We start from the raw sequence: 18,666 nt of genomic DNA, 5'->3' as shown, positions 1-18,666 counted from the left end.
TCGATGAAGGTGGTGTCGGGGTCGGGATGCTGCTTTGAAGGGCTTTTCAGGAGACGCTGTCGAAGGTCATGAGTTGACTCTGGAGTTTTGGTGGCGATTTCTTGGTGATATTACATAAATGTGGTTACTCGCTGCTTCAAGTGGGTAGGGCGAAATTGAGTTTGCCGCCCGGACATACCACTTTTTCAGAAACGATCCGACCAGTGCTGGCGGCTGACTAAAAAGTCCTGAAACGCCAGACGCACATCCGGCAGGCTCGCGCGGTTTTCAGAGGCTGCTTGACTAACGATAACTCGTCGAGCCACTCGCGTTGCCAGACCTTCAGGTTTTGCTGGTTTTTCAGCCAGAGATACCGGTTTTTTTCAGTTCGGGCCGCTCTTTTTGCTCCTGACGGCGTACTTCATCGACGGCATTGTTGATGATCTGCATGACGTGAAATTTGTCACAGCTCAGTTGCGCATTGACAAAATAACTGCCAATACCGCTGCTCGTGACCGCCGGGTAGTCTTCTTTGGCGCGGGCCTGATCGACGTAATGATGTACAATACGCCAGATGCGGGTATCGTGTTCGCCGACTATCGTGGCGATCGTCTTAACCGCCATTGACCTGGCCATGAGCATAATCATCGCCTCGAACAACAGCGTAAAACCGCTGTCACGGTAAGCCCGGGGAACGGATTGCAGCTTGAGAAGACCGCACTCAGGAGAGGAGATTCGCGGTACTCTGGCCGTCAGACCGGCCTCGTGCTGAAAAAAGTTGAGGTGACGCCACGTCGCCTCGGAGGTGCATAGGCTTTCATGCCTTTTTGGCCGCATCGCGGGCAACAAAAGGTACTGCCCGGCGCAACGTCAAGGTGGGTGTCCAGCCGCTTCTTGTCAGCATCGAACGATGAGGAGCTTACCTGCCAGGGCGATTCAAGTCCCAGGGCTCACTGAAAAAGGTTGAGGTCTTTTTTAGGCGAAGTGGTAAAATGTGCAAACCAAAAGATACGCTTCTCACACGTTACCCACTCGAAGCAGCGAGGAGCCTTTTTTTTCTCTCACGCCCGGAATTTCCGGTAGTCGATATTGAATTTCTTCATCCTTAATCCCATGATCCTGTCCGACAGGCCGAGTTGGATGGCGGCTTTGGTCATGTTGCCTTTGGTGCGTTTGAGCGCTTCGATGATCATCTCCTTCTCGATGGCGTCGAGTTTCTGCTGCAAGTCGCCGGTGTAGGGGGTGCCGCTTGACTCGGCGGTCTGGAGCGACGGCGGCAGGTGGTAGCCGTGGATGACGTTGTCCTCGCTCAGAATCACCGCGCGTTCGATGCAGTTCTGCAACTCGCGCACGTTGCCGGGCCAGTGGTAGCGCATCAGCATGTCGATGGCCGTGGTCGAAATCCGCCGCACACCCTTGTGGTTGGTCTTGTTGAACTGCTCCACGAAATAGTCCGCCAGCAGCAAAATATCCGTCTTGCGCTCGCGAAGCGGCGGCACGGTGATCGGGAAGATGTTGAGTCGGTAGTAGAGATCCTCGCGGAAGTTGCCTTTCTGGATCTGTTCCTCGAGGTTCCGGTTGGTGGCTGCGATGATGCGCACGTCGGTTTTGATGGTTTTCGATCCGCCGACCCGCTCGAACTCCTTCTCCTGGATGATTCGCAGCAACTTGGCCTGCGTTGGCAGGCTCAGCTCGCCGACCTCGTCGAGAAAAAGCGTGCCGCCGTCGGCAAGCTCGAAGCGCCCGCGCCGCTGTGCCGAGGCGCCGGTGAAGGCTCCTTTTTCATGGCCGAACAGCTCACTTTCGACAATGCTTTCCGGCAGCGCCGCGCAGTTGAACTTGATGAACGGCTTGCCATTCCTCATGCTTTTGAAGTGGATGGCGTTGGCCACCAGCTCCTTGCCGACGCCGCTTTCGCCGAGAATCAGGGCCGTAGCGCTGGTTTTCGAGATTTTGTCGATCATCTTGAAGAGCGACATCATCGGCTTGGCGTTTCCGATGATGTTGGCGGGCCGTTCCGTTTCGGGCAACTCTTCTTCGATTTCTCTATCGATGATCTGGAAGCCCAGTGCAGGGGTACCGGTTCGTTCGTGTGCGCCATCGATGCTCTTTTCGTCATCGAGCTGCTTGATGCGAACCGCCTGGGCGATCATGGCCGCAATGATCGAGAGCAGATCGACATAGTACTGCAGAACATCGATCCGGTCACTTTTGCGCCAGAGCTTCTTGTCGCCATTTTCAGCGGGAACGGAAATTCGCCGGTCAGCGCTCAGTGTGCCGATAACCTCGCGTCCCACCTTGATGGGCACGCAGATGAAGCACAACTCCTCCTTGTTTTCCTCGGCTCTGGACTGGGTGCGGTCGAGAAAAAGCGGCTCTTCATTGATGCGGGGCACGACGGAGGGGCGTCCCGTTTTGACCACCTGGCCGATGATGCCTTCGCCAACCTTGTAGCGGGCAAGCTGACGCTGCTCGTCGGTCAGGCCGAACGATTCGTTGATGACCATCTCGCCGGTAGTGCGGTTCAGAATGGTGACCATGCCTCTGAGCATGTTCATATGTTCTGACAAGATGAAAAGCACCAGCCGGAGCACCTTGCTGATGTCCTCCTCATTGTTGACGGCCCTGCTGACCTCGGCGAGTAGACTGATGCTGCTCTGTTCCTGTTCCTGAGCGATGAGCATGAAAACTATTCGAGTTAAGCGTGTTTCACAGAGTTTTGTTCACGGAGCGCGTCGATCTCGTCGGTCCGGAGCGCCCGTTTGAGGCGGTCGGACTGACTACGGATCAGATCGAGCAGTTCGCGGGCCTCCTTTTTCGAAATCGTGATTCCGCGCCGGTTGAAATGGGCGATGATCGCCGCTGTGCCTGAGTGTTTGCCGATGACTATCTCGAAATCGCTGCGGCCAACCCGCGACGGCAGGAACGGCTGGTAGGAGAGCGGATCCTGCAACAGCGCGGCGCAATGAATGCCCGATTCGTGCTGGAAGGCTGAACGTCCGACCACCGGTTTTTGCTCCTGAATGGCTCGTCCGGAAGCCGTGGCCACGGCGTCGCAAAGCCGGGAGAGCATCGATGTGTCGAGATGCGTGTCGAAGTCTCCATTCAGCGCAAGCGCCATTGCCAGCTCTTCGAGGGCCGCGTTGCCCGCACGCTCTCCGAGACCGGTCACCGACACGCTGACCGCTTCGAATCCCTCGTTGAGTGCCGTGAAGGCGTTGGCGGTCGCCATGCCGAGATCGTTGTGCGCGTGGAACTCCAGCGGCAGCGACGAGCTTTGGCGCAACGCTGCGCCGAGGGCCATCACCGACACCGGCGTGGCGATGCCTACCGTATCGGCGATCCTGAACCGTTTGGCTCCGGCAGCTTCAGCATCGAGCATGAAGCGTTGCAGAAAATCAGTGCTACTTCTCGTGGCGTCCTGTCCGCCGACGCTGACGAAATCGAACCGTTCGCGAGCTTTGGAAACAAGCGCGTGAAGCTGCTCCTGAATCCAGTCATCCTTCTTGTGTATCAGCTCCAGATAGAGCCGGGAGGCCGGAAAACTGATGTGCACCGCATCGGTGCCGCATTCTGCCGCCAACTCGATGTCCGCCATATTGGCCCGCGACCACGAAGTCAGGCGTACCGGCAGTTTCATGGCGACGATCTCGCGAATCACCTTCCGCTCCGCCGCACTGATGGCCGGGTAGCCCACTTCGATCTCATCGACGCCGGTTTCTGCAAGCATTGCTGCTATCCGCTTTTTTTCGTGCGGACTGAACACCACGCCGGGGGCCTGCTCTCCATCCCGGAGGGTCGTATCGATGATCCACGGTTTGCGGATCACTCCGGGTCTGGTTTCAGTTCGGGTTGGCACGGGTGTTTTTTTGCGTATTGACTTTACTGATCCTTTTAATTTAGGTAAATATAAAACTAATCATAAAAATATTAGGATATAAAACGATTTTAAGAGAAAAAAGTAAACATTATGGTAGTATGGTGACGGTATGTGCCGGTGAAGAGAAGGTGCGGCGCAAGGATCGAAGGGCATGGAGGGTTCTCCTGGAGAGAGCGGTGGAGAGGGCTTCAGGCGTTCAGTGATGCGACGTAAGGCAACTCGCGATGCTTTCCGGCGGCATCGAGTCCATAACCCACGACGTAAACATCCGGAATGGTGAAGCCGGTGAAGTCCGCCTTGACGGGTGTGGTGCGCGCTGAAGGCTTGTCGAGCAGGGTGCAGACATGCAGGGATGCAGGATTGTGGCCGCGCAGCTCTTCGAGGACGCGGGTGATGGTCAGCCCGGTATCGAGGATATCTTCGACGAGCAGCACGTTCTTGCCCTCGACATGCGGATCGTGGTGATGATCGAGCATCACCTTGCCTGTGGAGGCGCGGTGCGTGCCGTAACTCGAAGCGCGGATGAACTCGATGCGGCAGGGAATGGTGATGTGCCGCACCAGATCGGCTGTGAAAATGAATCCGCCTTTCAGCACGCACACCACAGTCAGCTCGTCGATACCGGCCAGGTCGCGTGAAATTTCTGCGCCCAGCTCGGCGACACGAGCCGCGATGCGCTCGGCGGAGATCAGCTCGGTGAACGGCACGTTCTCGATCATGTTTTCTCTTTGCCCAGCAGCACGGGCGGCACCGATGGCAGGTCGAAGAATGGCGCGACGTTGTTGTAGTATCGAGCGAGTTTTTGCACTTTTTCCGCGCCGTTCATGACCAGCGCGATCCCTTTGCGCAGTCTCGAATTTTCGTTGGCAAGGTTGTCGATGAATTCACCGAGGCGATCTTTTACGTCTGGTTTCAGCTTGTTCTTCCCGCTCTTCACGGCGGCGTCCATTTTGGTAATTGCGTTTTCCGCCAGCTCCAGTTCATTTGCCAGCCGTTTTCTCTCTTTCGGATCGTCGATTTCAAGTTCGGCTTCCCGCAGGATGTCTGCCTTGAGGTTTTCGAAAAAGCCTTGCAGGTTTTCGACATGTTGAACGGTTTCCTGACTAACGTTTACCTCGACCTGCTGGTGGATCGGGATAGTTGGATTACCGATGTTTTCCAATTTGATGTTGATGTCGCCCATGAGTCTCTCCTTGTTTCGTTCTTCTTTGCTGATGACGCTGTCGAGCATTTTCGAGACGGAGAATACTTTTTCGAGCTTTCCTGAAACATACTCGTCTCGCCCCATTTTTTCGAGTCCCAGCAGTTCTTTGTATTCTACAAGTTCGTCTGGATGGCCGGGTAGCGGAATAAACTCCTTGACGTCGAGGTTCGTGAAGTTGGCGTTGATCTTCTTGATCTCGTACCAGATGATGGAGAGGTACTCTCGTTTGCATCGCGGTTCGCCCTGAATTGCGATGGTGATGGTCGAGTCTTTTGTCTCGGCCACTACTTTTGCGAGAGCTCCTTCGTGATCTTGGCTTTTTAGCACCATGCCGTAGCGCCACTGCATTCTATCGAGAATCTGGTGCTGCATGGCGATCATCAACCGAGGAATGATGGTTGATGGCAGGTAGTCGTACTTCATGATGAACCGCAGCGGTTCTCCTTCGGTGATCTCCGGTTCGTTGTCGATCTGTGTGGGCAGGTTCGATGGAATGATGAACAAACCTTTGCCTTCATCATAGCACAGCTCGAACTGCTTCATAATGTCGAGCAGATAGCGCTGCTCCAGGAGAGTGTAGGTGAATTTGTTGTTTTTTGCCGGGTCATACTCGTCGCATCGAATCTGCTCTTCGTTCAAAATGTAGCCGAGGGCGCTGGTGTTCAGGTGGCCGTTTTTTGTTTTGGATGAGTTGATGATTCGGTACACGCCGATGGTGACCCAGTGGGGGTCGAGCACGTAAATTTCGGAAAGGTCGAGCGCTTCGAAATAGAGCACGATGCCGAGGTTGTTCAGGTAGCCGAGCAGCGTTTTTCTTTCGCCGGGGTCGGTGATGCCCGAATCGTTGCATATCTTTTCGACTTCTGTTCGGTTGAGGTATCGTTGCGCTGTAGTCGCTTCGACCAGCTTTTCCTTGACCTTTATCCAGCTCGGCGCCAGCGGCGTTCCGTAGATCGAATCTGGATGAAGCACGGCGCTTTTCAGGCTTTTCGCGATGCTTTCAACGCCATCTCCGTTTTTGCAGGAAATCCGGTGGAAACGGTTTTCGATTGCTGGGAAGCGCTCGTTGATCTTTTTCTGCTCAATGTTGTAGCTGGGATTTTCGTCGATTTTGTTCATCACAACGATCACCGGCGACTTTCCGCCATACTTCTCGATATGGCGCAGCCAGTAGTGCTTGTTGCTGTCGGTGCGGCTGTCGAGCAGCAGCATATAAACCGAGCTTCTGGTCATGAAAAACTGATGCGAAGCATGCATGATCTCCTGCCCGCCGAAATCCCAGAAGTGGAACAGGCACTCCTTGAGTTCATCGTCATTTTCCAGACCTTTGATGTTGGGGGCCTGTTTTGTGACAACATTCAGGCCATGCGTTTGTGACTCTTTTGGGTCAAACGTTTCGCCGATAAGCTGTTTCAGCAACGAGGTTTTACCGGCCATCCCGTCGCCGATGAGATGCACTTTTATTTCCTGCAAGTGGACAAGTGCTTCGCCTTTTGAGCGGGCCTCTTCAATCGACTGGAAATATTGCCGGACGGCCTCTTTGCCCTGTTTGACGATTTCAGGCGGCGGAGATTCGAGAGGGTTGTCGAAAAACGTGATGAACCCTGATGAGCTGAAATCATTCCATAGAATTTCCATGTCGAACCCGGTGATTGTTTCAGGCAATCTTTTGATCGGATTGCGCCTGACGTCGAACCCGGTGAGCGAGTTGAGGGATGCGAGCGGCGAAATGTCGCTGATCTGGTTGCTGGAGAGCGAGAGTTCCGAGAGCGATTCGAGCGATGCGAGCGGCGCAATGTCGCTGATCTGGTTGCTGGAGAGCCAGAGCGTCGAGAGCGATTTGAGGGATGCGAGCGGCGCGATGTCGGTGATCTGGTTGCTGGAGAGCTCGAGTTCCGTGAGCGAGTTGAGGGATGCGAGCGGCGCAATGTCGGTGATCTGGTTGCCGTTGAGCCAGAGCTTCGAGAGCGAGTTGAGCGATTCAAGCGGCGCAATGTCGCTGATCTGGTTGCGGGAGAGCTGTAGTTCCGTGAGCGATTTGAGGGATGCGAGCGGCGCGATGTCGGTGATCTGGTTGCTGGAGAGCTGGAGTTCCGTGAGCGATTTGAGCGATTCAAGCGGCGCAATGTCGCTGATCTGGTTGCGGGAGAGCTGTAGTTCCGTGAGCGATTTGAGCGATTCAAGCGGCGCAATGTCGCTGATCTGGTTGCTGGAGAGCGAGAGTTCCGTGAGCGATTTGAGGGATGCGAGCGGCGCAATGTCGGTGATCTGGTTGCTGGAGAGCGAGAGTTCCGTGAGCGATTTGAGCGATTCAAGCGGCGCAATGTCGCTGATATTGTTGCCGGAGAGCGAGAGTTCCGTGAGCGATTTGAGGGATGCGAGCGGCGCGATGTCGGTGATCTGGTTGCTGGAGAGCTGGAGTTCCGTGAGCGATTTGAGCGATTCAAGCGGCGCAATGTCGCTGATCTTGTTGCCGAAGAGCCAGAGCATCGAGAGTGAGTTGAGCGATGCGAGCGGCGCAATGTCGGTGATCTGGTTGCGGTCGAGCCAGAGCATCGAGAGTGAGTTGAGGGATGCGAGCGGCGAAATGTCGGTGATCTGGTTGCTGGAGAGCGAGAGTTCCGAGAGCGATTTGAGCGATTCAAGCGGCTGAATGATTCGATCCAGCGTGTCACTTCCGCAATCGTACAATCCTATCGCAGTAACCCGCTGATCTTTATCGAGCTTATACCCTTTTGAATACCATTTTAATTTGTCAACAGGCTCAAGTTGCATGCCGAGTTCCTGCTCGATTTGCCGGATAACATCAAGGTCGCTCATGGGTCTCCTTGTCTTTTTGAAAATGAGGGGTGGTTGTGTTTGCGTAAGATACGGCGAAATTTTGAGGATACGTGCCCCCTCCGAGTTTTCAGGAACGTAACGACTTACCGGCTTGGTTAGTGTTGTCTATCATGTATCTTGATCTTACTTTTTGGAGCTGACGGTGATGGTTGCCGTTTGTGCCTGTAATTTTTCTGAGGATTTTTGCCATGATGCCCAGGCCGGTGTGTACCATTCTTGCTCTCAATACCGGTTCGTCGAGTATCAAGTTTTCACTGTATGAGAGCGGGGATACCGAGGAGCTGCTCTTTTCCGGATCACTGACCCGGATCGGTTTGCCGGACGGACGCTTCTCCGTGACCGACCCCGAGGGTCGATTTATCGATTGTGAGCGGGTTGATGTTCCCGATCATGCCGCGGCTTGTCGCTACGTGTTTTCCTGGATCACGCAGCACGGCCCCGGAATGCCGGACGCTGTGGGCCATCGGGTGGTGCATGGTGGACCCCGTCACACCACTCCCGAAAAGGTCACCTCTGAACTGCTTGACTCCATCGCCGAAATCGTTCCCTACGCCCCCGAACATCTGCCGCAGGCGCTGAACGCCATCCGCTACGCCGCATCCGAACTGCCGGGTGTGTTCCAGGTGGCCTGCTTCGATACCGCATTCCACAGCACAATGCCGCCGCTGGCGAAGCTCTGTCCCATTCCTGAAGAGTACCGGAATCAGGGGGTGCAGCGGTACGGGTTTCACGGTCTTTCCTACCAGTACATTCTCAGTCAACTGCAAGCCGAGGGGGATCCGTTTGCCCGCAAGGGTCGCCTCATTCTCGCGCATCTCGGCCACGGAGCCAGCATGGCGGCGGTGCTCGACGGTCGGAGCGTCGAGACGACGATGGGCTTTTCGCCTGCGGGTGGCCTCGTGATGAGCACGCGCACGGGTGATCTCGATCCGGGCGTGGTGCTGTTTCTGTTGCAGCAAGGGCATCTCGATTCAGATGGCTTGCGCGACATGGTGAACAAAAAGTCCGGCCTGCTTGGTGTCTCCGGCCTGAGCGACGACATGCGCGACCTGCTTGACGCTGAAGCGGAGAACGAACAGGCGCGACTGGCCGGGGAGCTTTTCTGCTACAGCGCCCGCAAGCACATTGGCGCGCTCGTGGCGGTGCTCGGTGGCCTCGACATGATCGTCTTCACCGGCGGCATTGGCCTTTATTCGCCAGATGTTCGCGAGCGAATCTGTTCAGGCCTCGAATTTCTTGGCGTCCAGGTTGATCATGAAAAGAATCTGAATCATTCCGGAATTATTTCGACAGATACCAGCCGGGTTGTCGTCAAAGTTATTGAAACCAACGAAGAGGTGACGATTGTCAGAGAGACAAGACGTGTGCTCGAAAATGGTTGATGTGATGCCAATATGGTGTGGTTACCGGTTTGGCATTGAATGACGAAAGGAGGGCGGCACCGGTTCACTGGTGCCACCCTCTCGTTTAACGTGATGCACTTGATTGTAAGATCGGAAAATAGAGTTCCGGATGAACTCCGGACTCAGCATACAACAACTATCAAATCAACAATACTGATGACTGAAATGACGACTCCGCTTTCCCCTCGCGAACTCGATCTGATGAACGCTTACTGGCGAGCGGCGAACTACCTTTCCGTCGGCCAGATTTATCTGATGGACAATCCACTCCTGAAAGAGCCGCTCTCCAAAGAACATATCAAGCCCCGCCTGCTCGGCCACTGGGGCACCACTCCCGGTCTCAATTTCCTTTACGTGCACCTGAACCGCATCATCCGCAACCGCGATCTTGACATTATCTATATCGCCGGGCCGGGACATGGCGGGCCTGCGCTGGTGGCGAACGTATGGCTGGAGGGTACCTACAGTGAGTACTATCCCGATGTGTCGTTCGACGAGGCGGGCATGAAGCGGCTGTTCCGGCAGTTCTCGTTTCCGGGCGGTATTCCGAGCCACGTGGCTCCCGCAACGCCGGGATCGATCCATGAGGGCGGAGAGCTGGGCTATGCGTTGTCGCACGCTTACGGCGCGGTGTTCGACAATCCCGATCTTGTCGCAGCCTGTGTCATCGGCGATGGCGAGGCAGAGACGGGGCCACTGGCGACGGCGTGGCACAGCAACAAGTTCCTGAACCCGAAGCGCGACGGGGCGGTGCTGCCGGTTCTGCACCTGAACGGCTACAAGATCGCCAACCCAACGGTGCTGGCGCGCATTTCGCACGAGGAGCTGGAGCAGCTCATGATTGGCTACGGCTACAAACCGTACTTCGTTGAGGGGGATGACCCGGCGACGATGCACCAGATGATGGCGGCGACGATGGACCGCTGCTTCGATGAGATCGCCGAAATCCAGCGCCGGGCGAGGGTCGATGGCGTGACCGAGCGACCGATGTGGCCGATGATCGTGTTTCGCTCTCCGAAAGGGTGGACGGGGCCGAAGGTGGTTGACGGCAAACCCGCCGAGGGGAGCTGGCGTTCACACCAGGTGCCGTTCAGCACGGTGCGAGACAATCCGGAGCACATGGCGCTGCTCGAAACGTGGCTGAAAAGCTACCGTGCCGAAGAGCTGTTCACAGCGGATGGCGTTCTTCTTCCTGAGTTGCAGGAGCTGGCTCCGCGTGGCAAGAAGCGCATGGGCGATATTCCACACGCCAACGGCGGCCTGTTGCTCAAGGAGTTGCGGATGCCGGACTTTCGGGAATATGGAATCGATGTACCGAAGCCCGGATCGGTGGAGGCCGAAGCGCCTAAGCCGATGGCCCGCTTTCTGCGCGACATCATGAAGATGAACGAGAAGGCGGCCAACTTCCGCGTTTTCGGGCCGGACGAGACCGCATCAAACCGCCTTGGCGAGCTGTTCGAAGAGACCGACCGCACGTGGATGGCCGGGATGCTGCCGACCGACGATCATCTGTCGCGCGATGGCCGCGTGATGGAAATTCTCTCGGAGCACACCTGCCAGGGGTGGCTTGAAGGATACCTTTTGACCGGACGCCACGGCTTCTTCTCATGCTACGAGGCGTTCATCCACATCATCGACTCGATGTTCAACCAGCACGCCAAGTGGCTGAAGGTGACTGGTGCCGAAATTCCCTGGCGCCGGCCCATCGCTTCGCTGAACTATTTCCTGACTTCGCACGTGTGGCGGCAGGATCACAACGGCTTTTCGCATCAGGATCCCGGTTTTATTGACCATGTGGTCAACAAGAAGTCGAGCGTGATTCGTGTTTATCTGCCGCCAGACGCCAATTCGCTGCTGTCGGTCACAAACCATTGCCTGCGCTCCCGCAATTACATCAATGTGATTGTGGCGGGTAAACAGCCAGCGTGGCAGTGGCTTGACATGGAGTCCGCCGTGCGGCACTGTACCAGCGGCATCGGCATCTGGGAGTGGGCCTCGAATGACGCGAATGAGGGCGAGCCGGACGTGGTGATGGCTTGTGCGGGCGACGTGCCGACGCTTGAAACGCTGGCCGCCGTCAAGATTCTGCGCAAACTCGCGCCGGAGTTGAAGATCAGGGTGGTCAACGTGGTCGATCTCATGACTCTCCAGCCGAAAGAGGAGCACCCGCACGGCCTTGCCGATCGCGATTTCGACGACATGTTTACTACAGACAAGCCGATCATCTTCGCCTATCACGGTTACCCGTGGCTGATCCACCGGCTGACCTACCGCCGCACGAACCACCACAACCTGCACGTGCGTGGCTACAAGGAGGAGGGCACCACGACGACGCCGTTCGACATGGTGGTGATGAACGAGCTCGACCGCTTCCACCTGGTAGCCGACGTAGCCAACCGCGTGGAGAGCCTCAGGCCACAAGCTGCCTACATCAAACAATACGTCCGCGACCGCCTGATCGAGCACAAGGAGTACATCACGAAATATGGCGAGGATATGCCGGAAGTGAGGGATTGGCGCTGGGAGGATTGATTTGATGTGATATGAAAAGAAAAGCGGCCTTTGACAGGCCGCTTTTTGTGTTGGAGGTAGGGAGAGTCAGATTGTCAGCTTAACCTGTTTTGCCAATATCTTGGTTCTCGATGCATGTGGGCGATTGCCCAAATTACAAGTTCATTTTCTTCTGCGGTGTACAATATTTTTATAGGGAAATTTGGGGATGAATGCCTTATAAATATCATCGGATTTTCTGAGATACCAAATCGGATTTCTGGCTAAGGTTTTAACCTGCTCTCTGACAATTCTCCTGAAATGCTTGCCAAGATCTCTGGATTGAAGTTCATGCCATTCAATAGCCTCATCCAATTCGTGAGCTGCAAGCTCATGAATTCTAATCTTCATGGTACAAGCTGTCAAAATCGATTAATTTCGCTTTACCAGACTTTAGGGCCGCCATTCTGTCTTTGACTTCAGTAATCCACTTTTGCCTGATTTTTTCGTCTTCGTGCTCAATGCTTGCCAGAATAAGTTGCGCGAATTCAACCCGTTCATTTGGCGACATTGCCAACGCTTGATCTAATAATGCTTGTTCCATGATTGTTTTCACTAAATGTTCATCTTTTGTTGATTCTTGCCATTACCTCTTCGACCGGCGATGCTTTGATTTTGCCTTCTTTGTAAGCGTCGAGCCTCGACTCGAATTCAGCAGCCCACGCAGCATCGATCTCGGCTTTGCGATGATTGTCGAAACTCTGAAAGAGTCGCTCAATCATTTCTGCCCTTTCAACAGGGGTTAGTCTGAGGGCATCGTTCATTATTTTTTCGGCGCTCGCTGTCATAATCTAATATTCCTGTTTGTCTTCAGGTATTTTCGTTCGGGCAAATGAAAAAATATCCAATGAACCATCATGGTGCAAGTCGCAGAACGGAGGACAGGGCAGGCGCGAAACCTGCCCCTGCAAAATCGAGGCCGTTGCTCCTTATTTCACCATCGGCGGAAACTGGGCCATGATTTTTGTGAGCACTTCGTCGAGGTCGCGGTTCATCTGCACGGATGAATCGTAGTCTTTCAGGATGCCTCGCGCGATGCCGGCCCAAGCCACTTCGCCGCTTCTGGAATCGATAATGTCGATGATGAGCGTGCCCTCTTCATAGTGGCTGAACACCGGGTACGGGTAGGGATCGTACCAGTAGGGCGGGTAGCTGCGCCATCCCCAGCCGGGGCAGTAGCCGCAGCCGTAACCGAAGAAGCCGCTCGGCTCGATAACCACCCGCTCGCGGACTCGTGCGTGAGGAAAGACCGTGAAATCGACTGGGCCGGATGCTTTCAGCACGAAGCCTTTGGTGGCCAGTTCACGATCAACCACTGATTTAATGTTTTTGTAGATCAGCGGATTGTTGGCAAGAATGTCGTCGCTGATTCCAGCGCTGCCTTTATCGCTCCATCGGTAGGTTTTGTAGCGCTCGAAGGGAATGGTGCGGTCGTAGTCGCTGACGACCCGGTAGTTAGAACACCCCGCAAGCGTCAGCAGGGCGATCATCGAAAAAATCCAGAAACGTGTTCTCATGGTTTACCTCGCCTGTTCATCGTTTAGCTGAATAGTGTTGTCTCGTCGCAGTTTTTTTGACGTCAACATCCGAAAAAAACCTTCAACGCACTTTTGGCTCGATAAAATCCACAAAAGGGGGAAAAAAAGTGGTGTCAAATGAAAGAATAAGTACTATCTTAGCGATAAAGAACGGGGGCTCGTTTCAACGAGCTTTAACTGCCGGTTTCAGGCCGGATTACCAAAGCCTTTTAGCGCTTTGCGACGGTGAAGAGGGAAGGAATTTGTCTTTTTTTTATCAAATCAAAACGGAGTAGTTGTCATGGATGTTGGTGGGCCTGAGTTGTTACTTATTTTAGTGGTTATACTGATCCTGTTTGGCGGCCAGAAAATTCCGGAACTGGCCAGAGGTCTTGGCAAGGGCATCAAGGAGTTCAAGAAAGCGCAGGCCGATATCGAGTCGGAGTTTCACAAAGCGGTCGATGGCGTTTCAGATACGGTCAAGCAGGCCGGAAGTTCAGAGAAGAAGTCCTGATCCGTAACGGCTTGCTCGTCGGGATTTTTTCGTTACTGGATGAAGCTGTATTTTCGTTACACTATTTGAGGACGAAAGTACGCCATGTGCCGGAGCGCTGTACGGCAACAAGAAAAAAATCAGTATGCTTCTTACTCCATCCGAAAAGATTACGAGAGAATACAACCGTTTGTGGATCGTCTCTATCGCCCGGATTTTACTTGCTCTTGCGATCGGTTTTACCCTGTATGAAGCGACAATACATCACCCGATTCTGCCACCAAGGATGGATTACGGTGACAAGGTTCTTCACGCAGCGGCATTTTTTGCATTGACCATGCTCACGGAAATATCGTTTCCGGGCCTGAAATCACTCCTGCCAAAGCTGCTTTTTCTTTTGGGTTTCGGGATTTTCATTGAATGGATTCAGTCTTTTCTCCCGTGGCGCAGCTCCGATGTGTCGGATTTTCTTGCCGACTGCGCCGGTATTGCATTGTGCTTCGTTCCCGTGCTTCTGACCCGCCTCACTCTACGACTTTCTGACCACTGAAATGGCGTAATGGACGTCATGCCGAAATAGCGTTTTCCCGCATGTTGCGCCACGCAAGAGAAGCTGTCTCATAAGCCGGGAGTCGCGACCGGGCCGATCGCTACGTATGCGGAGGTTCAGAGCCTGACCGTGATTCCCCGTTCGCGCAGGTACTCCTTGGCCTGCCGGATCGAGTAGGTGCGGAAGTGGAAGATCGAGGCCGCGAGCGCAGCGTCGGCGTGGCCATCCGTAAATCCCCGGTAGAGATGTTCGAGGTTGCCTGCGCCGCCGGAGGCGATCACCGGAATGTGTACGGTGGTCGAGATCATTTTGAGAATTTCGTTGTCGTAGCCCTCCTGCGTGCCGTCGCGATCCATGCTGGTCAGGAGAATCTCGCCCGCGCCGAGTTCCTGCACCTTGTGTGCCCATTCAACCGCTTCGTACTCCGTCGGCTTTTTGCCCGAATGAGTATGAACGATGTACCGCCCATCGACCTTTTTCACATCAATCGCCACCACCACCGCCTGCGAGCCGAACTTTTCGGCGATGCGCGAGATCAACTCCGGCTCGCTGACGGCGGCGGTGTTGACCGACACCTTGTCCGCGCCGTGCAGGAACGCGTCGTGCGCCCGCTCGACCGAGCTGATACCGCCGCCGACCGTGAGCGGAATGAACACCTCGCCTGAAACTTTCAGTACCTCTTCGAGGGTTGTCCTTCTTGATTCCAGCGACGCGGAGATGTCGAGAAAGACCAGCTCGTCGGCCATTTCATTGTTATAAAAGCGGGCCTGTTCGAGAATCGAACCGGCATCCCTGAGGCCTTCGAAGTTGATGCCTTTAACCACCCGTCCGTCGCGGACGTCAAGGCAGGGTATGATGCGTTTGGCTAACATGTGCGCGATACTGTTGGTTGGCCGGACAGCGGCCCGGTACATCGGATGACTTTGAATCTGCCGCAATATATCAAAGTCTTCTTATATTGAGCCGCATTCAAAGCAGCCAACAGAAAAAGAGAAACCGTCATGAAATTTCCTGTTTGCGATTTTGCAGAATCCGAAGAGGGGTTCTATTCCCAGTGCGCAAGCTGTCCCATCGAGTCCAGCCAGCCCGGTTGCGCTCTCGACGAACAGAGTGACGGCACCTATCTGTTCATCGGCGAAACTCCGCATGGCGGCGTTAGGGCGGTCTTCTACTTCAAGAACGATGCAGGCAAACAGGTCTCCAAGCAGGAGGCTGTGCATGTTGAAATACACGAATTTGACGACCAGGATCGGCTTGTCGCCATTCTCTATGGCATGGTTGATCCGGAGGGCATGATCTACCTGAAAAAGTCTGACAGCTAAAGCGTCAGGGCAAACCCCATCAAGGCATTCATAATGTTAGATATTCACAATCCAGCGACCGACCACCACGATATGAGGGATCTCACCATCATCGGCGGTGGTCCAACAGGCATCTTCGCAGCTTTCCAGTGCGGCATGAACAACATCTCCTGCCGTATCATTGAGAGCATGCCACAGCTCGGCGGGCAGCTTGCGGCGCTCTATCCTGAAAAACATATCTACGACGTGGCCGGCTTTCCGGAAGTTCCGGCCATCGATCTGGTCGAGAGTCTCTGGGCGCAGGCCGAACGGTACAATCCCGATGTTGTGCTGAACGAGACGGTCACGAAATACACCAAACTCGACGACGGCACCTTCGAAACCCGAACCAACACGGGTAACGTTTATCGCTCACGCGCCGTGCTTATTGCTGCCGGTCTCGGTGCGTTCGAGCCGCGCAAGCTGCCGCAGCTCGGCAACATCGACCACCTTACCGGAAGCTCGGTTTACTACGCGGTTAAATCTGTCGAGGATTTCAAGGGCAAGCGCGTAGTAATCGTGGGTGGCGGCGATTCGGCGCTCGACTGGACGGTGGGACTGATAAAGAACGCCGCTTCAGTGACGCTGGTGCACCGCGGCCACGAGTTTCAGGGTCATGGCAAGACCGCGCACGAGGTGGAGCGGGCCAGGGCGAACGGCACGATCGACGTGTATCTCGAAACTGAAGTGGCGAGCATCGAGGAGTCAAATGGCGTGTTGACGCGCGTGCACTTGCGCTCTAGTGATGGTTCGAAGTGGACGGTCGAGGCTGACCGGCTGCTGATTCTGATCGGCTTCAAATCGAATCTCGGTCCGCTGGCCCGGTGGGACCTCGAACTGTACGAGAACGCGCTGGTGGTTGATTCCCATATGAAAACATCGGTCGATGGCCTCTACGCGGCGGGCGACATCGCGTACTACCCCGGCAAGCTCAAGATCATCCAGACCGGCCTGAGCGAGGCCACGATGGCCGTGCGCCACAGCCTCTCCTACATCAAGCCGGGCGAGAAAATTCGTAATGTCTTCAGCAGCGTCAAGATGGCCAAGGAGAAGAAGGCCGCCGAGGCGGGCAACGCGACGGAGAACAAGGCAGAGTAAGTGTATGTCCGTTTCAAGTTCATCACAGCTGTCGGCGTTTCAGGCATGGATGCTGGCTATCCGCCCGAAAACGCTTCCAGCGGGAGCAATGCCTGTCGTGATCGGTGCGGCTCTCGCTGCAGCCAGTGGTGTATTCAAGCCGCTTCCGGCGCTGGTTGCGCTGATCTGCGCGCTCGGTATCCAGATCGCCACCAACTTCATCAACGAAATTTACGACTTTCGCAAGGGCGCAGACACCGCCGAGCGGCTTGGCCCGACGCGCACAGTTGCTGCCGGAATCATCACCGAACAGACGATGATTCGCGTCTCGATCGTACTCGGTGTTTCGGTGTTCGTGCTTGGCTTGTATCTCGTCGCCATCGGCGGCTGGCCGATTTTGCTGATTGGCGTGCTCTCGCTGCTCTTCGCCTGGGCTTACACCGGCGGACCGTTTCCGATCGCCTATTCCGGGCTTGGCGATGTGTTCGTCTTCATCTTTTTCGGCCTCGTGGCGGTCGGCGGCACCTATTATGTTCAGGCGCTTTCGCTGCCGATGGAGGTACTCGTTGCCGCAGCCGCGCCCGGCGCGTTCTCGGTCTGCATCCTGCTCGTCAACAATATCCGCGACATCGACACCGACCGGAAGGTTGGCAAGATGACGCTTCCGGCCCGCATTGGCGCTCCGGCGGCCCGCGCTTTGTACGTCGCGCTTGTGGTGCTGGCCTATCTCGTTCCGTTTTATATGATTAGCACCGGTTATTCGCTCTGGTGCCTTCTGAGTCTGCTGAGCATTCCGCTCGCCATCGGCATGGTGCGCACGCTCTACGCTTCCGAGGGCCAGGCGCTGAATGCGGTGCTGGCTGGCACCGGCAAGGTGCTTACCGTGCACGGCTTACTCTTTTCGCTCGGGCTTGTCATTCCCAATATCATTTCGATTTTTCGTCCATGAATACCGATCAGGTTCGCATAGCGCTCGTCCAGATGAGCTGCGTTGAGAATCCGCAGGAAAACCTCAGGAAAGCGCAGGAGCGCATCCGCCAGGCTGCCGCGGGCGGGGCCAATATCGTCTGCCTTCAGGAGCTGTTCACCACGCTCTACTTCTGCCAGACCGAGGAGTACGAGCCGTTTGGATACGCCGAGCCGATTCCCGGCCCGTCGACCGCTGCATTGCAGGAGCTGGCCGCCGAACTTGGGGTGGTGATCGTGGCTTCGCTCTTTGAGATTCGCGCCAAGGGGGTGCACCACAACACGGCGGCGGTGATCGATGCTGACGGCAGCTACCTCGGCAAGTACCGCAAGATGCACATTCCCGACGATCCGGGCTTCTACGAGAAGTTCTACTTTGTGCCCGGCGACCTCGGTTACAAGGTGTTTGATACGAAATTTGGTACGATCGGCGTCCTGATTTGCTGGGATCAGTGGTACCCCGAAGCCGCGCGACTTACGGCGCTGCGCGGAGCTGATATTCTCTTCTATCCCACGGCCATCGGCTGGGCCACCTCCGAGACCTCGCAGGAGGTTCGCGCGAGCCAGCGGCAGGCGTGGAAAACCTCGCATCTCGGTCACGCCGTGGCAAACGGTGTGTTTGTCGCCGCCGCCAATCGTGCGGGCACGGAGGGCGAACTCGAGTTCTGGGGCAACAGCTTCGTCTCCGATCCCTTCGGTCAGGTGATTGCCGAGGCGGCCCACAACAGCGAGGAGATTCTCTACGCCGACTGCGACCTCTCGAAGATCGGCTTTTACCGCTCGCACTGGCCCTTCATGCGCGACCGCAGGATCGACTCCTATGGCGACATCACGCGGCGCTGGATCGACGAATAAACCGTTATGAT

Annotated in this window: 18 protein-coding genes; 8 read left to right on the top strand and 10 right to left on the bottom strand. The window is 55.5% G+C overall.

Translation table 11 applies throughout. From position 1 onward, the window contains the following. Positions 1–339: 339 nt before the first annotated feature. The 5 genes from AYT24_RS06920 to AYT24_RS06900 form a co-directional block, all read right to left on the bottom strand. The gene (locus tag AYT24_RS06920) at positions 340–816 is read right to left on the bottom strand and encodes a helix-turn-helix domain-containing protein (protein ID WP_164927047.1); all 477 of its coding nucleotides are present in this window, start codon (positions 814–816) and stop codon (positions 340–342) included. A 224-nt stretch (positions 817–1,040) separates the two neighbouring features. Continuing rightward, positions 1,041–2,663 (bottom strand): sigma-54-dependent Fis family transcriptional regulator, encoded by a 1,623-nt coding sequence (locus AYT24_RS06915; protein ID WP_010933195.1) that lies wholly within the window; start codon positions 2,661–2,663, stop codon positions 1,041–1,043. A 14-nt stretch (positions 2,664–2,677) separates the two neighbouring features. Continuing rightward, positions 2,678–3,838 carry a homocitrate synthase gene (nifV, locus tag AYT24_RS06910; RefSeq protein ID WP_164927046.1) on the bottom strand — a complete coding sequence of 387 codons (1,161 nt, stop codon included), beginning with the start codon at positions 3,836–3,838 and terminating at the stop codon, positions 2,678–2,680. A 209-nt stretch (positions 3,839–4,047) separates the two neighbouring features. Next, entirely contained in the window at positions 4,048–4,578 is a 531-nt protein-coding gene (gene hpt, locus AYT24_RS06905; protein WP_010933193.1) for a hypoxanthine phosphoribosyltransferase, read from the bottom strand. Next, positions 4,575–7,883, bottom strand: coding sequence for a leucine-rich repeat domain-containing protein (locus AYT24_RS06900; RefSeq protein WP_010933192.1), 3,309 nt, complete (start codon positions 7,881–7,883; stop codon positions 4,575–4,577). Before AYT24_RS06900 ends, hpt begins: the two co-directional genes overlap by 4 nt. A gap of 209 nt (positions 7,884–8,092) precedes the next feature. Here AYT24_RS06900 and AYT24_RS06895 point away from each other — a divergent pair, with 209 nt between their 5' ends. Together AYT24_RS06895 and AYT24_RS06890 are read left to right on the top strand one after the other, a co-directional pair. Then, positions 8,093–9,286 (top strand): acetate/propionate family kinase, encoded by a 1,194-nt coding sequence (locus AYT24_RS06895; RefSeq protein WP_164927045.1) that lies wholly within the window; start codon positions 8,093–8,095, stop codon positions 9,284–9,286. Between the two features lie 177 nt (positions 9,287–9,463). After that, positions 9,464–11,839, top strand: coding sequence for a phosphoketolase family protein (locus AYT24_RS06890; RefSeq protein WP_164927044.1), 2,376 nt, complete (start codon positions 9,464–9,466; stop codon positions 11,837–11,839). Positions 11,840–11,980: 141 nt separating this feature from the next. Here the strand turns inward: AYT24_RS06890 and AYT24_RS06885 are convergent, their stop codons facing one another. From AYT24_RS06885 to AYT24_RS06870, 4 genes are all read right to left on the bottom strand, one after another. Next, positions 11,981–12,208 carry a type II toxin-antitoxin system RelE/ParE family toxin gene (locus AYT24_RS06885; protein ID WP_226986788.1) on the bottom strand — a complete coding sequence of 76 codons (228 nt, stop codon included), beginning with the start codon at positions 12,206–12,208 and terminating at the stop codon, positions 11,981–11,983. Further along, the gene (locus AYT24_RS06880; protein WP_164927043.1) at positions 12,198–12,401 is read right to left on the bottom strand and encodes an addiction module protein; all 204 of its coding nucleotides are present in this window, start codon (positions 12,399–12,401) and stop codon (positions 12,198–12,200) included. The genes AYT24_RS06885 and AYT24_RS06880 overlap by 11 nt, the downstream gene beginning before the upstream one ends. 19 nt (positions 12,402–12,420) lie before the next feature. Beyond that, the gene (locus AYT24_RS06875) at positions 12,421–12,621 is read right to left on the bottom strand and encodes an addiction module protein (protein ID WP_226986787.1); all 201 of its coding nucleotides are present in this window, start codon (positions 12,619–12,621) and stop codon (positions 12,421–12,423) included. Between the two features lie 165 nt (positions 12,622–12,786). Then, positions 12,787–13,374 (bottom strand): DUF4136 domain-containing protein, encoded by a 588-nt coding sequence (locus tag AYT24_RS06870; RefSeq protein ID WP_010933185.1) that lies wholly within the window; start codon positions 13,372–13,374, stop codon positions 12,787–12,789. Between the two features lie 301 nt (positions 13,375–13,675). Between AYT24_RS06870 and tatA the strand changes: the two genes are divergently transcribed. Together tatA and AYT24_RS06860 are read left to right on the top strand one after the other, a co-directional pair. Then, positions 13,676–13,888 carry a twin-arginine translocase TatA/TatE family subunit gene (gene tatA / locus AYT24_RS06865; protein WP_010933182.1) on the top strand — a complete coding sequence of 71 codons (213 nt, stop codon included), beginning with the start codon at positions 13,676–13,678 and terminating at the stop codon, positions 13,886–13,888. A 124-nt stretch (positions 13,889–14,012) separates the two neighbouring features. Next, positions 14,013–14,417: a VanZ family protein gene (locus AYT24_RS06860; RefSeq protein WP_010933181.1), complete on the top strand. Its 405-nt coding sequence runs from the start codon at positions 14,013–14,015 to the stop codon at positions 14,415–14,417. A 116-nt stretch (positions 14,418–14,533) separates the two neighbouring features. Here the strand turns inward: AYT24_RS06860 and hisF are convergent, their stop codons facing one another. Next, positions 14,534–15,289: an imidazole glycerol phosphate synthase subunit HisF gene (hisF, locus tag AYT24_RS06855; protein WP_010933180.1), complete on the bottom strand. Its 756-nt coding sequence runs from the start codon at positions 15,287–15,289 to the stop codon at positions 14,534–14,536. Positions 15,290–15,418: 129 nt separating this feature from the next. Between hisF and AYT24_RS06850 the strand changes: the two genes are divergently transcribed. Genes AYT24_RS06850 through AYT24_RS06835 form a run of 4 tightly spaced genes read left to right on the top strand, consistent with a single transcriptional unit; the run spans position 15,419 to position 18,655 of the window. Continuing rightward, positions 15,419–15,739, top strand: a complete 321-nt coding sequence (locus AYT24_RS06850; protein WP_010933179.1) for a hypothetical protein — start codon at positions 15,419–15,421, stop codon at positions 15,737–15,739. 33 nt (positions 15,740–15,772) lie between these two features. Beyond that, entirely contained in the window at positions 15,773–16,855 is a 1,083-nt protein-coding gene (locus tag AYT24_RS06845; RefSeq protein ID WP_010933178.1) for an NAD(P)/FAD-dependent oxidoreductase, read from the top strand. A gap of 4 nt (positions 16,856–16,859) precedes the next feature. Next, positions 16,860–17,783: a 1,4-dihydroxy-2-naphthoate polyprenyltransferase gene (locus AYT24_RS06840; RefSeq protein ID WP_010933177.1), complete on the top strand. Its 924-nt coding sequence runs from the start codon at positions 16,860–16,862 to the stop codon at positions 17,781–17,783. After that, the gene (locus tag AYT24_RS06835; protein WP_010933176.1) at positions 17,780–18,655 is read left to right on the top strand and encodes a carbon-nitrogen hydrolase; all 876 of its coding nucleotides are present in this window, start codon (positions 17,780–17,782) and stop codon (positions 18,653–18,655) included. The genes AYT24_RS06840 and AYT24_RS06835 overlap by 4 nt, the downstream gene beginning before the upstream one ends. Positions 18,656–18,666: the final 11 nt, after the last annotated feature.

The organism is Chlorobaculum tepidum TLS, from assembly GCF_000006985.1.
GTDB lineage: Bacteria > Bacteroidota > Chlorobiia > Chlorobiales > Chlorobiaceae > Chlorobaculum > Chlorobaculum tepidum.
The sequence above is the reverse complement of the archived record's forward strand: the minus strand, read 5'-3'. Positions and strand labels throughout refer to the sequence as shown.

What these genes read in the sequence shown, in the direction of transcription:
- AYT24_RS06920 (WP_164927047.1), bottom strand. Translation starts at nt 816, where the DNA reads ATGCGGCCAAAAAGGCATGAAAGCCTATGCACCTCCGAGGCGACGTGG.
- AYT24_RS06915 (WP_010933195.1), bottom strand. Translation starts at nt 2,663, where the DNA reads ATGCTCATCGCTCAGGAACAGGAACAGAGCAGCATCAGTCTACTCGCC.
- hpt (WP_010933193.1), bottom strand. Translation starts at nt 4,578, where the DNA reads ATGATCGAGAACGTGCCGTTCACCGAGCTGATCTCCGCCGAGCGCATC.
- AYT24_RS06900 (WP_010933192.1), bottom strand. Translation starts at nt 7,883, where the DNA reads ATGAGCGACCTTGATGTTATCCGGCAAATCGAGCAGGAACTCGGCATG.
- AYT24_RS06895 (WP_164927045.1), top strand. Translation starts at nt 8,093, where the DNA reads ATGATGCCCAGGCCGGTGTGTACCATTCTTGCTCTCAATACCGGTTCG.
- AYT24_RS06890 (WP_164927044.1), top strand. Translation starts at nt 9,464, where the DNA reads ATGACTGAAATGACGACTCCGCTTTCCCCTCGCGAACTCGATCTGATG.
- AYT24_RS06885 (WP_226986788.1), bottom strand. Translation starts at nt 12,208, where the DNA reads ATGAAGATTAGAATTCATGAGCTTGCAGCTCACGAATTGGATGAGGCT.
- AYT24_RS06880 (WP_164927043.1), bottom strand. Translation starts at nt 12,401, where the DNA reads ATGGAACAAGCATTATTAGATCAAGCGTTGGCAATGTCGCCAAATGAA.
- AYT24_RS06875 (WP_226986787.1), bottom strand. Translation starts at nt 12,621, where the DNA reads ATGAACGATGCCCTCAGACTAACCCCTGTTGAAAGGGCAGAAATGATT.
- AYT24_RS06870 (WP_010933185.1), bottom strand. Translation starts at nt 13,374, where the DNA reads ATGAGAACACGTTTCTGGATTTTTTCGATGATCGCCCTGCTGACGCTT.
- tatA (WP_010933182.1), top strand. Translation starts at nt 13,676, where the DNA reads ATGGATGTTGGTGGGCCTGAGTTGTTACTTATTTTAGTGGTTATACTG.
- AYT24_RS06860 (WP_010933181.1), top strand. Translation starts at nt 14,013, where the DNA reads ATGCTTCTTACTCCATCCGAAAAGATTACGAGAGAATACAACCGTTTG.
- hisF (WP_010933180.1), bottom strand. Translation starts at nt 15,289, where the DNA reads ATGTTAGCCAAACGCATCATACCCTGCCTTGACGTCCGCGACGGACGG.
- AYT24_RS06850 (WP_010933179.1), top strand. Translation starts at nt 15,419, where the DNA reads ATGAAATTTCCTGTTTGCGATTTTGCAGAATCCGAAGAGGGGTTCTAT.
- AYT24_RS06845 (WP_010933178.1), top strand. Translation starts at nt 15,773, where the DNA reads ATGTTAGATATTCACAATCCAGCGACCGACCACCACGATATGAGGGAT.
- AYT24_RS06840 (WP_010933177.1), top strand. Translation starts at nt 16,860, where the DNA reads ATGTCCGTTTCAAGTTCATCACAGCTGTCGGCGTTTCAGGCATGGATG.
- AYT24_RS06835 (WP_010933176.1), top strand. Translation starts at nt 17,780, where the DNA reads ATGAATACCGATCAGGTTCGCATAGCGCTCGTCCAGATGAGCTGCGTT.